Genomic DNA, 11,645 nt, shown 5'->3' on the forward strand with positions numbered 1-11,645 from the left:
GCTTATTTATGATTGTTGAAATTTTAGGAGGATTTATCGCTAATAGTCTTGCGCTATTATCAGATGGACTTCATATGTTTAGCGATACTGTTTCACTAGGAGTTGCTTTAATCGCATTTATTTATGCAGAGAAAAATGCTACTTCAACTAAAACATTCGGTTACAAGCGTTTTGAAGTCTTAGCTGCCTTATTTAATGGTATAACTTTATTAATTATTAGTGGCGTCATTATCATCGAAGCGATTAGAAGATTTTTCAATCCTATTAAAGTGCAATCCACTGAAATGTTTATTATTAGTGTGATTGGACTTATAGTGAATATTATCGTTGCAATAATCATGTTTAAAAGCGGTGATACGTCACATAACTTAAATATGCGCGGTGCTTTTATTCACGTTTTAGGAGACTTACTTGGTTCATTAGGTGCCATTATAGCATCTATTCTTATATACGTATTTAACTTTACAATTGCTGATCCTATCGCAAGCATTCTAGTTTCCATTATTATATTGAAAAGTGCAATCGGTATTTCACGTTCGTCACTTAATATTTTAATGGAAGGTACACCAAGTGACGTCAATTTAGATAAAATCATTAGTACAATTATAAATCATAATGAAATTTATAATGTCCATGATTATCACGTTTGGACTATTTCAAATGATATGAATGCGTTAAGTTGTCATGCAGTCGTCTCTGAAACTATGTCTGTTCAGGACTGTGAAGGACTTCTTAAAAAAATAGAACATGAATTACTTCACTTAAATATACAACATATGACAATTCAATTAGAAACAGCCCAACATGATCACGATACTTCAGTACTATGCTCTGGATTACATAAAGAGCACGCTCATCATTAAGACTACACAAACAATGTCCGCAGTTTACAATATAAGTAAAAAGTCGAACAGAATTCATATTAGTTTCTGCTCGACTTTTTTTACTTATATAAAATAATCGAAAATAAATTGTTTGCCTGGTACATGTTTTTCATCAAATCCTTGAAGAAATTCTTCATTATCATACGGTAATTTTACTCTTTCAACACTAAACTCATTTTCGTTAATTGTGACGATTCCATATACGGCATATTTACCATTATTAAGTCCTACTGAACCAGGATTGAAATAGGTTTTGTTATTATCATCATACAAGTGTAATTGATGATTATGTCCAAAAGCTATAAAATCCGCATCCTTATCTTCAAATAATTTAACTATCTCTTCTTTTTGATTATCTACAATAGGTTCAAATGGTTGTTTATCAATCCCCTCTTCTAATCTTTGATTTTCAATTTCATAATGTATAAATAAACATTTTTTCCCACAAATTGTTTTTTCTAAATATCTTGGTAGTGTATTTAATACATCATAGTAATCTTCATCCATTCGACTTTCAATCCATTGATGGTGTTCATAAAATTTATTTTTTAAATCTTCTGGATACGGTGTACCATTAACAATTGACATAATGGCTTCATCGTGATTACCAGCAATAATTTCCATATCATCTCGATCGAAAATCATATCTAATACTTTATTGGTTTCATGGCCAATTCCAATATTATCACCTAAGTTAAAGATTTGATCGATATCTTCTCTATTATCAATATCATCTAAAACAGTTTGTAAGGCATCAAAATTACCATGAACGTCGGTTAAAATTGCAAATTTCACCATAAAGTCTCCTTTCATTATTAAATCATTAGCATATTTTAACACTTAAAACATAATATTGTTAGATATTAATTTAAAAAAAGCACAAATTCTGATATTGTGTATTATATTAACGTAAAGGAGTGCTTATTTTGTTTAAATTTCATAGTTTAGCATTTAAAAATGCTAAGTCACAACTCATAAAAACAATACTATTTAGTTTAGTAAGTTTTATTATTGTATTTGTGGCATTTGTGATTGCTAGAACTTTCTTCGTTCAAAACTTTATGCAGATGCAACTAGCAGCACAATTTCAACAGTCATCAGGCGCGTCATTAGTTATGATAATACTCGTCTTGGTCTTAGGATTATTATTTTTTATACTTGCAGGTTATCAATTACTTGCAGGGGCTTTTAATATTATGGCTAAAGCTATTGAAAAAGAAGCTGTTCAATTTTTTGATTTGTTTTTTGCTTTTAAAAAAGGAAAATATGTTAAAAGTCTTCTTTTAGCTTTAATTACTATTATTCTTTATGCTGTATTATATTTAATCACATTAGGATTAAACTTTTTATTTAATAAAGCTTTAACACCATTATTCACATCTATTCAACAGTCAGTAAGTACATCCGATCATGCTATTGGTATTTTACTTACTGTACAAATTATCTTAATTATCATTATGGGATTCATTCTTTCAATCGTATATTGGTTCTTCTTTATATTAATGATTAATTATACTGTGTCATTTGCACGTAAAAATGACTTAAGTGCTATAGGTCATTTTAAAGATGGCTTTAAAGGAATTAAAAATGGACGTAAAACTTGGTTCAAGTTCTTTTTAGCTATCTTATTAATTAACCTACTCATTATTATCATTACACAACCACTTGGTACAGTATTAACTGTATTAACCGGAAATATGTCCCAAAATGTAGCACAAGTGATTTTAATTATTGCTCAAACGCTTATTATTATTGTACGTTTAATTCTATATTTTGTAATTATAATGGGTATTGTTCAATATTTCTTACGTCGCGGTGAGAATGTGAAAAGACCTGTAAAAGAAAAGAAAAAAAGTAAACGAAAAGAAAAAAAAGAAATAAATCATGAAAAAGAAGCGTTAAAAAACGATCCTTCATCTTTTAATGATACAAAAAATCATGTTAAAGAAGACTTAAATCATCAAAAAAATTTAAATAACGATAAATAAATCACTATTCAACACAAAAGGTAAGAAAGCAGGTTTCTCCTACTTTCTTACCTTATTTTAATTTAAAAGATGGTGTTCTAAATATAAAGCCGCGCCATCTTCTTCATTTGTATATTGTGTAGTATCATCAGTAATAGACTGAATTTCTGGACGTGCATTTTTCATTGAAACAGTGTATCCTCCAAATTCAAACATTGCTCTGTCATTATCGCTATCACCAATAACAAGTGTTTCTTCTTGTTTAATATCGAAATGATCTATCATTTCTTTAATTCCAGTACCTTTATCCACTTGATAAGCCATCGTCTCAGCATTAAATCTTGAAGAATTAGATACGCTAATATTTAATAACACTTTATTTTGTATTAACTCATCTCTAAACGTTTTAATTTTATTTAACTTTTTGTTGAATAGATAAATTTTAGAATAGTCGTCATTTGGAATATCTTTTCTCCAATTAATTTTACCATTCATGGCATCTCGACGTGATTTCCATTCACTTTCACTCACTTCATTTTGTGGACGTTCACTATCAATCATATCTTCCATCCATGATTGATCTTCAATTAATGAAATTCTATCTCCTTCAAAAGGAAAAACTTCATAATAAATGTGTTGTTGTTGAGCTAGTTGCACGATTTTTTTTACACTATCTATTGTCAAACTATGTTTAAATAAAATTGTATCTTCAATATCGCCTCTTGTTCCATTAGAACTAATCATACCATCTACTTTAAAACCTTTTGGTACTAGACTATGAATTTCAGAATAAGAACGTCCTGTTGCTAGAAATACCTTATAATTTTTTTCTCTTAACTGATCAATTACTTCTTTTGTTTTTACAGTCGCTTTATTATCTTCATGCAATAGTGTTCCATCCATATCTAAGAATATTGCTTTAATATTTTCTAATGCCATCGTGATACCCTCCATCTAACTCTTTCTTAAAATTGTGACATTTATTTAACCAAAGTGCAAACTCAATTATGTTTTATATAAAGATGATATCGATTTCTATATTGAATAACTTCAATTTGGTTATTAAAAAATTTAGACATCATCGAATCAGTTAAAATATCTTTTGTTATTCCTTTACCAAAACAACTACCCTCTTTTAATAAAAATATCTTACTAAATAATGGAATAATTTCCTCTATGACATGAGTCACGTAAATCATCGTCAAATGAGCGTATGTCTTATTTAAATTTTCTAATAAATATAATAACTGTTCTCTAGCCAAAAAGTCTAATCCTGATGCTGGTTCATCAAGAATAAGTACATCAGGTTGATGTATAAGCGCGCGAGCAATCATTACTTTTTGTTTTTGTCCTGTTGAGAGATATCCTAAATATTGATCTTTATATGATAACATTCCTACTAAATTTAATAATTTTTCTGCTTCTTTAGTATGTTCATCAGAATATTCTTTATATAGACCGATAGATTTAAATATGCCACTTAATACGACATCAATCACTTTCTCACCGTCTTGAAATTTTTCTAATAAACTATGCGAAACAAATCCAATATGTTGACGAACGTTTTCTGCAGAATATCCTTTTTTACCTGGTATCATTTCAAACAATTCTATTTCACCCTGAGATACACTTTCATAAGAATTCATGATATTTAATAGTGTTGTTTTTCCTGCACCATTCAACCCATAAAGAATCCAATTATCTCCCGCTTCAATATGCCAATTTAAATCATTAATGATTGTTTTTCCGTGTTTCTTTTTATAGATATGTTTTAAATTTATCAAATGATCACCTCTACTTAAAATAATTGTATGATGATTCTGATTATTTAACAAATCAAATAAAAAACTGAGACATGTCATCCATGTCCCAGCTTTTTGAATTATTCAACTGTAACTGATTTAGCTAAGTTACGAGGTTTGTCAACATCTAATCCTCTGTGTAAAGCTGCATAATATGCGATTAATTGTAGCGCTACTACTGATACTAAAGGCGTTAATAATTCGTGTACGTGAGGAATCACATATGTGTCTCCATCTTTTTCTAAACCTTCCATTGAAATAATACAAGGTTTAGCGCCACGTGCTACTACTTCTTTAACATTACCACGAATTGATAAATTCACATTTTCTTGCGTAGCTAACGCAATGACTGGCGTATCATCTTCAATTAAAGCAATAGTACCGTGTTTTAACTCTCCACCAGCAAATCCTTCAGCTTGAATATATGAAATTTCTTTAAGTTTTAATGCTCCTTCTAAACTTACATTGTAATCCATCGCACGACCAATAAAGAAAGCATTTCTAGTCGTTTCTAAGAATTCTTTAGTAATTTTTTCCATTACTGGTGCATCATCTACAATCGTTTCAATTGCAGTTGTTACTTTTGCTAATTCTCTTAATAAGTCAATACCGTTATTGCGTCCATGTGCTTTAGCTACAACTTGAGAAAGAATTGATAATACAGCAATTTGAGCTGTATAAGCTTTAGTTGATGCAACAGCAATTTCAGGTCCTGCGTGTAATAATAACGTATGATCAGCTTCACGAGATAACGTTGAACCTGCTACATTTGTAATTGTTAAAGACTTATGGCCTAATTTATTTGTTTCAACCAATACTGCACGGCTATCAGCTGTTTCTCCTGATTGAGAGATATAAATAAATAAAGGTTTTTCAGATAATAATGGCATGTTATAAACAAATTCTGATGCCACATGAACTTCAGTTGGCACTCCAGATAGTTTTTCAAGGTATTCTTTACCAACTAAACCAGCATGATAACTTGTTCCTGCAGCAATAATATAAATGCGATCTGCATTCGATACATCTTTAATAATTTCAGAATCAATATTTAAATCTCCATTTTCATCTTCGTATTCTTGAATAATACGACGCATTACTGCTGGCTGTTCATTAATTTCTTTTAACATATAGTGATCATAAATACCTTTTTCAGCATCTGATGCATCTATTTGAGCAGTATACGTTGGGCGATCTTGAATATTTCCATCTTTATCTTTAATTGTTACACTTTCTTTTTTAACAATAACAATTTCATGATCGTGAATTTCTTTATATTGATTTGTAACTTTAATCATTGCTAATGCATCTGAAGCAATAACATTAAAGTCGTCACCAATACCAACAAGTAAAGGTGATTTATTTTTAGCTACATAAATAGTGTCTTCATCCTCAGAATCTAACATACCTAAAGCATACGATCCATCTAATAAAGATACTGCTTTAGTGAATGCTTCTTCAGTTTCTAACCCTTTATTTGAAAAATATTCTACTAATTGAACGATAACTTCTGTATCAGTTTCTGATTTAAACGTTACATCTGATAAGTATTCGCTTTTTAGTTCTTCATAATTTTCAATTACACCATTATGCACTAAAGTGAAACGTCCATTATTTGATTGATGAGGATGTGAATTAATATGACTAGGTACCCCATGAGTAGCCCATCGAGTATGACCAATACCAATGTGACCATCAATGTCATTGCTATCTGCTACTTTTCTTAATTCTGCAATACGACCTTTTTCCTTAAATACAGTAGTCCCTTCATCATTGACAACAGCAATTCCTGCTGAATCATATCCTCTATACTCTAATTTTTCTAAACCAGATAGTAATAATTCTTTGGCATTATCAAAGCCAATATATCCAACAATTCCGCACATATTTCTTTTTCCTCCATTACATAGTCATATGATAATTTTATCTGTTATATAAAATTTTTTAATTAGACATTGCTCGTTTTATTGTATTGGATTCTAAACATCATATTTCTATGTTTTCTATTTGGCGTTCTTATTATATTTGTACATCTAGTTACCTATATGTTTTAAATAATAAGCTAACGAATGTGCCTCATCCGGAATAGCATCCGCCGATTATATCGATAACTATTCTCCTCGTCTACAATATAATTAGTATGTCTATGAGTATTCTCCTAATTAATACTAAATGATTAACATTCTAATTACTTGTCCAGGCGCTTTGTTTTACTTTTATTACATCTATCCTCCTTTCTTCCAATACTATTTATTTTACCCTTTTTTATTAATCATTTGCAAATATTATTATATTTAATTCATAAACTTATAGTTATAATTTGATATTTAATTTATATTTTTTGCTAAAAAAATACTCTCTTTAAAGTTTTCAGTTCTACGGCTTTAACTTTAAAGAGAGTGTATTCTTGTTTTTAAATGGTACTATTAATTTAATCCCATTTTTTCTTTTACTTTATCAGCAATTGTTTGAGCATAACGTTCAGCATCTTCATTTGTTGCTGCCTCAACCATTACTCTTACTAATGGTTCAGTTCCTGAAGGTCTAACTAATATTCTTCCTTCACCATTCATTTCATTCTCAACTTCATTCATAACAGCTTTAACGTCTTCATTTTCAGATACATGATGTTTATCTGTTACTTTTACATTAATTAATGATTGTGGATACTTTTTCATTTGTGCTGCTAACTCACTTAAAGTTTTACCACTTGATTTAATAATAGCAGCAAGTTGTACTCCAGTTAGTAGTCCATCACCAGTCGTGTTATAGTCCATCATTACTATATGTCCAGATTGTTCTCCGCCTAAATTATAATGGCCTCGTCTCATTTCTTCAACGACATATCTATCTCCAACTTTTGTTTTATTTGATTGAATGTCTTCTGTTTCAAGAGCTTTATAAAATCCTAAGTTACTCATTACAGTAGATACAATCATATTATTATTTAATTCATGATTTTTATGCATTTCTTGACCAATAATAAACATAATTTGGTCACCATCAATGATGTTACCCTTTTCATCAACAGCAATTAAACGATCTCCATCTCCATCAAAAGCTAAACCAAAATCACTTTCAGTTTCTACAACTTTTTCAGCTAAATGTTCAGGATGAGTAGACCCACATTCATCATTAATATTGTATCCATCTGGATTACAACCAATTGTAACTGTCGTTGCCTCTAAATCACCAAATAAGAAAGGCGCAAGTGAAGAAGTTGATCCATTCGCCCCATCTAAAGTAATTTTAAGTCCATCTAAATTTATATCAATTGTAGATTTAAGATAACTTAAGTATTTTTGTGCACCTTCATAATAATCTGAAAAATGCATAATGTCTTTGCCTGCTGGACGTGGTAAGTCAGGTTGTTCTTGATCTAATAATTGTTCAATTTCTTCTTCCTGCTTATCTGAAAGTTTAAAACCATCAGCACCAAAGAACTTAATACCATTATCAGCTACAGGATTATGAGATGCAGAAATCATTACTCCTAATTGTGCTCCCATTTCACGTGTTAAATATGCAACACCTGGAGTAGAAATAACTCCTAATCTCATTACTTCTGCACCTATTGATGCTAATCCAGCGATTAAAGCTGATTCTAACATTTCACCAGACACACGAGTATCTCTACCAACTAAAACTCTAGGATGTTTCTCTCCTTCATTATGTGCTAATACATAACCACCATAGCGACCTAGTTTAAACGCTAATTCAGGTGTTAATTCTTTATTAGCTACTCCCCTTACACCATCTGTTCCAAAATATTTTCCCATTTTCATTACTCCTTTATTATCTAGTTTACTATTTTAAATTGACATGTGCTGTGACTTCATTAAATTCAGATTTCTTAACCTGTTTAGGTATCTTGAGTTGAAGTGTTTTATCAGTCGATTCAGTGATATCATCTAAATTGACATCGGCTTCTATGTCATTAATATCCTTCAAATCATCTTTATTACCATAAATTTCTACTTCATTCTCATTTAGTTTAATGCTATCTAAACTTTCATCATCAGGTAATGAACCCTTTTTAACGGTTTTAATTTTTACTTTTTTACTGTAAGGTTCAAGTTTCACTGACATTTTAATATTATTAGGCTTGATTTGAACGTTTAATTTATTCAATTGCTTGTCAAATGCAGTAATTTCAGCTACATCAGTAGTATTCTCACTGATATTAGTCGCATTTTTAAATGTCGCTTTTAAATATGCAATTTTGTCTAATTGCTTTTTACCACCAGTAACTTGAACAGTGTCTTTATTCAAAGAAGTTTCACTTACTTTATAATTTGAATCTACATTGTTTTGTGAAATATCAGGCTGAACATGCATTGTTTTAGTATCTTTATCCTCCAAGGTGATATAAGCGTGTTTAGGTTTAACATTATAACTAATATCGTTACTTAATCCTTTAACAATATAATCTTCTTTATAATTTCCAGATTTAGCATTAGATAAATTAACTGTGACCTTGATATCGTCTGAACTTTCTATTTTCAATAACTTTGATTGTGGTCCTGAAATAGTAACATCAACAGTATCTGGTGATTTAGTAACATGTAAATTTTTGGTATTATAAAGAATTTCTACAGGTACATCTTCAATTGTTTTAGAAGAATTCTGAGCTAGATTATCATTGTTAAAAATATTGCCAAACACATTATTAACAGAAAGATAAAAAAAGATCGCTAATATTAAGGCAAAAAATCTTAATCCCCACTTACTTTCTAACATGCTATTTCACACCCTTCTTTTGAGCGCGAGTTCCAAACCAATGTTCAGCTAATAACTCTTCGAATACTTCATCAGAAACATCACGTCTTAATTTACCATCGAAAGTAACTGATATTGAACCGGTTTCTTCAGATACTACCACAGTAAATGAGTCCGAAACTTCAGAAATTCCTACGGCTGCCCTATGTCTTGTACCTAAACTTTTAGAAATTTTATTACTATCTGAAAGTGGTAAATAACATGCAGCACTAGCAATTTTAGTGTTTTGAATAATCATAGCCCCATCATGTAATGGTGTATTAGGTATAAAAACATTTATCAATAATTCTTGAGATATTGCAGAATTCATTGATATACCAGTTTCAATATAGTCTTGCAATCCAGTTTCCTTTTCAAAAACAATTAATGCTCCAATTCGTCTTTTAGCCATATACTGAACAGCCTTTGATACAGATTGGATTAATTTTTCTTCATCATGACTGTAAGTATTAGTATAGCGTTTAAATAGGCTCCCTCGCCCTAATTGCTCAAGTGCTCGTCTAATTTCTGGTTGGAATATCACAATTAAAGCTAAAACGCCCCATTGAATCACAATATCAAATAACTTTGAGGTAGCAGTTAAATTGAGAAGTTTACTTACTTGTTGTCCAATAACTATAAATAATATACCTTTAAGCAATTGAATTGCTTTAGTTCCTTTAAATACAGTAATGAGAAGATAAAGGACATACCAGACAATAAGTATATCTAATATACTTGTAATAATCTTCAAAGTACTAAGATTATTAAAAAAGTTGGAAAAATCCATAATCTCTCCTCCGTCTATAACTTTCATACTTATAATTATACCAATGAAAGGTGTAACTGTCATACTATGAAAGTCATACTTATAAATTTTTTCATGAAAATCACTACTAAAAATGGGTAATAAAAAAGCACTCCTTAATGGAGTGCTTAAAGTGAGCCATAGAGGATTCGAACCTCTGACCCTCTGATTAAAAGTCAGATGCTCTACCAACTGAGCTAATGGCTCAAATGGCTGGGCTAGCTGGATTCGAACCAGCGCGTGACGGAGTCAAAGTCCGTTGCCTTACCGCTTGGCTATAGCCCATTAATAATAAAGGGCGGTTGATGGGAATCGAACCCACGAGTGTCGGAACCACAATCCGATGCGTTAACCACTTCGCCACAACCGCCATGGCAGGGACAGTAGGAATCGAACCCACATCAAAGGTTTTGGAGACCTCTATTCTACCGTTGAACTATGTCCCTATTTATGATGGTGGAGGGGGGCAGATTCGAACTGCCGAACCCGAAGGAGCGGATTTACAGTCCGCCGCGTTTAGCCACTTCGCTACCCCTCCGTTAAGATGGTGCCGGCCAGAGGACTTGAACCCCCAACCTACTGATTACAAGTCAGTTGCTCTACCAATTGAGCTAGGCCGGCAAGAAATGGTTCAGGACAGAGTCGAACTGCCGACACATGGAGCTTCAATCCATTGCTCTACCAACTGAGCTACTGAACCATATATATTAAAATGATTAAATGGCGGTCTCGACGGGAATCGAACCCGCGATCTCCTGCGTGACAGGCAGGCGTGTTAACCGCTACACTACGAGACCAAATACGGAGGAAGAGGGATTCGAACCCCCGCGAGCCGTTAAGCTCCTGTCGGTTTTCAAGACCGATCCCTTCAGCCGGACTTGGGTATTCCTCCACATTTTATAGGTAAATTGCTATTAAATTATTAGATGGCGGTCTCGACGGGAATCGAACCCGCGATCTCCTGCGTGACAGGCAGGCGTGTTAACCGCTACACTACGAGACCAAAACAAATTGCGGGAGGCGGATTTGAACCACCGACCTTCGGGTTATGAGCCCGACGAGCTACCGAACTGCTCCATCCCGCGATAATAAAAATGGCGGAGGAAGAGGGATTCGAACCCCCGCGGCCCGTTAAGGCCCTGTCGGTTTTCAAGACCGATCCCTTCAGCCGGACTTGGGTATTCCTCCAAAATTATATGGACCTTGCAGGACTCGAACCTGCGACCGAACGGTTATGAGCCGTTAGCTCTAACCAACTGAGCTAAAGGTCCAAATTTTAATTCTACAACTAATAATTAGTGGCGGTGGAGGGGATCGAACCCCCGACCTCACGGGTATGAACCGTACGCTCTAGCCAGCTGAGCTACACCGCCGTTATATAGTTTGTAAATGATTTAAATGGTGGAGACTAGCGGGATCGAACCGC

9 protein-coding genes and 14 tRNA genes are annotated in these 11,645 nt (G+C 32.5%); 2 read left to right on the forward strand and 21 right to left on the reverse strand.

All coding sequences use genetic code 11. The features are described 5' to 3' along the window. Positions 1 to 863 (forward strand): cation diffusion facilitator family transporter (locus HMPREF3131_RS07800; RefSeq protein ID WP_070436610.1); only part of this gene is annotated, 863 nt, incomplete at its 5' end. 84 nt (positions 864 to 947) lie between these two features. Here HMPREF3131_RS07800 and HMPREF3131_RS07805 read toward each other — a convergent pair. After that, positions 948 to 1,682 (reverse strand): metallophosphoesterase family protein, encoded by a 735-nt coding sequence (locus HMPREF3131_RS07805; RefSeq protein ID WP_002448650.1) that lies wholly within the window; start codon positions 1,680 to 1,682, stop codon positions 948 to 950. Between the two features lie 119 nt (positions 1,683 to 1,801). On the opposite strand from HMPREF3131_RS07805, the gene HMPREF3131_RS07810 reads away from it, so the two are divergent. Next, on the forward strand, positions 1,802 to 2,872 hold the full coding sequence (locus HMPREF3131_RS07810; protein WP_239683776.1) for a YtxH domain-containing protein: 1,071 nt from the start codon (positions 1,802 to 1,804) through the stop codon (positions 2,870 to 2,872). 57 nt (positions 2,873 to 2,929) lie between these two features. On the opposite strand, the gene HMPREF3131_RS07815 is transcribed toward HMPREF3131_RS07810, so the two are convergent. The 20 genes from HMPREF3131_RS07815 to HMPREF3131_RS07910 all read right to left on the reverse strand — a co-directional run bounded on the left by HMPREF3131_RS07815 (position 2,930) and on the right by HMPREF3131_RS07910 (position 11,592). Further along, positions 2,930 to 3,790: a Cof-type HAD-IIB family hydrolase gene (locus HMPREF3131_RS07815; RefSeq protein ID WP_070436611.1), complete on the reverse strand. Its 861-nt coding sequence runs from the start codon at positions 3,788 to 3,790 to the stop codon at positions 2,930 to 2,932. Positions 3,791 to 3,852: 62 nt separating this feature from the next. After that, positions 3,853 to 4,713 (reverse strand): ABC transporter ATP-binding protein, encoded by an 861-nt coding sequence (locus HMPREF3131_RS07820; protein ID WP_017176082.1) that lies wholly within the window; start codon positions 4,711 to 4,713, stop codon positions 3,853 to 3,855. Between the two features lie 20 nt (positions 4,714 to 4,733). Further along, positions 4,734 to 6,539 carry a glutamine--fructose-6-phosphate transaminase (isomerizing) gene (gene glmS / locus HMPREF3131_RS07825; protein WP_017176081.1) on the reverse strand — a complete coding sequence of 602 codons (1,806 nt, stop codon included), beginning with the start codon at positions 6,537 to 6,539 and terminating at the stop codon, positions 4,734 to 4,736. 540 nt (positions 6,540 to 7,079) lie between these two features. After that, positions 7,080 to 8,432: a phosphoglucosamine mutase gene (gene glmM / locus HMPREF3131_RS07830; RefSeq protein WP_049434880.1), complete on the reverse strand. Its 1,353-nt coding sequence runs from the start codon at positions 8,430 to 8,432 to the stop codon at positions 7,080 to 7,082. Positions 8,433 to 8,460: 28 nt separating this feature from the next. After that, positions 8,461 to 9,393, reverse strand: a complete 933-nt coding sequence (locus tag HMPREF3131_RS07835; RefSeq protein ID WP_017176079.1) for a CdaR family protein — start codon at positions 9,391 to 9,393, stop codon at positions 8,461 to 8,463. 1 nt (position 9,394) lies between these two features. Continuing rightward, positions 9,395 to 10,201, reverse strand: coding sequence for a diadenylate cyclase CdaA (gene cdaA, locus HMPREF3131_RS07840; RefSeq protein WP_017176078.1), 807 nt, complete (start codon positions 10,199 to 10,201; stop codon positions 9,395 to 9,397). A gap of 152 nt (positions 10,202 to 10,353) precedes the next feature. Next, a tRNA-Lys gene (locus tag HMPREF3131_RS07845) sits at positions 10,354 to 10,426 on the reverse strand. A gap of 3 nt (positions 10,427 to 10,429) precedes the next feature. Continuing rightward, positions 10,430 to 10,504 (reverse strand) — tRNA-Gln (locus tag HMPREF3131_RS07850). 12 nt (positions 10,505 to 10,516) lie between these two features. Further along, a tRNA-His gene (locus HMPREF3131_RS07855) sits at positions 10,517 to 10,589 on the reverse strand. 2 nt (positions 10,590 to 10,591) lie between these two features. Next, positions 10,592 to 10,665 (reverse strand) — tRNA-Trp (locus HMPREF3131_RS07860). Positions 10,666 to 10,673: 8 nt separating this feature from the next. Beyond that, positions 10,674 to 10,757, reverse strand: a tRNA-Tyr gene (locus HMPREF3131_RS07865). A 7-nt stretch (positions 10,758 to 10,764) separates the two neighbouring features. Further along, positions 10,765 to 10,840: transfer RNA gene (locus HMPREF3131_RS07870), tRNA-Thr, on the reverse strand. A 6-nt stretch (positions 10,841 to 10,846) separates the two neighbouring features. Further along, positions 10,847 to 10,919, reverse strand: a tRNA-Phe gene (locus HMPREF3131_RS07875). A 21-nt stretch (positions 10,920 to 10,940) separates the two neighbouring features. After that, positions 10,941 to 11,016 (reverse strand) — tRNA-Asp (locus HMPREF3131_RS07880). A 5-nt stretch (positions 11,017 to 11,021) separates the two neighbouring features. Further along, positions 11,022 to 11,111: transfer RNA gene (locus tag HMPREF3131_RS07885), tRNA-Ser, on the reverse strand. Positions 11,112 to 11,146: 35 nt separating this feature from the next. Then, positions 11,147 to 11,222 (reverse strand) — tRNA-Asp (locus HMPREF3131_RS07890). Positions 11,223 to 11,230: 8 nt separating this feature from the next. After that, positions 11,231 to 11,304, reverse strand: a tRNA-Met gene (locus HMPREF3131_RS07895). A 10-nt stretch (positions 11,305 to 11,314) separates the two neighbouring features. After that, a tRNA-Ser gene (locus HMPREF3131_RS07900) sits at positions 11,315 to 11,407 on the reverse strand. A gap of 9 nt (positions 11,408 to 11,416) precedes the next feature. Next, positions 11,417 to 11,490, reverse strand: a tRNA-Ile gene (locus HMPREF3131_RS07905). Between the two features lie 28 nt (positions 11,491 to 11,518). After that, positions 11,519 to 11,592, reverse strand: a tRNA-Met gene (locus tag HMPREF3131_RS07910). Positions 11,593 to 11,645: the final 53 nt, after the last annotated feature.

This window comes from Staphylococcus sp. HMSC14C01, from assembly GCF_001808085.1.
In the GTDB taxonomy this organism is placed as follows: Bacteria; Bacillota; Bacilli; order Staphylococcales; family Staphylococcaceae; genus Staphylococcus; species Staphylococcus hominis.

Coding starts and splice junctions, on each gene's coding strand:
- HMPREF3131_RS07820 (WP_017176082.1), bottom strand. CDS start 4,713: ATGACATGTCTCAGTTTTTTATTTGATTTGTTAAATAATCAGAATCAT.
- glmM (WP_049434880.1), bottom strand. CDS start 8,432: ATGGGAAAATATTTTGGAACAGATGGTGTAAGGGGAGTAGCTAATAAA.
- HMPREF3131_RS07835 (WP_017176079.1), bottom strand. CDS start 9,393: ATGTTAGAAAGTAAGTGGGGATTAAGATTTTTTGCCTTAATATTAGCG.
- HMPREF3131_RS07815 (WP_070436611.1), bottom strand. CDS start 3,790: ATGGCATTAGAAAATATTAAAGCAATATTCTTAGATATGGATGGAACA.
- HMPREF3131_RS07805 (WP_002448650.1), bottom strand. CDS start 1,682: ATGGTGAAATTTGCAATTTTAACCGACGTTCATGGTAATTTTGATGCC.
- cdaA (WP_017176078.1), bottom strand. CDS start 10,201: ATGGATTTTTCCAACTTTTTTAATAATCTTAGTACTTTGAAGATTATT.
- glmS (WP_017176081.1), bottom strand. CDS start 6,539: ATGTGCGGAATTGTTGGATATATTGGCTTTGATAATGCCAAAGAATTA.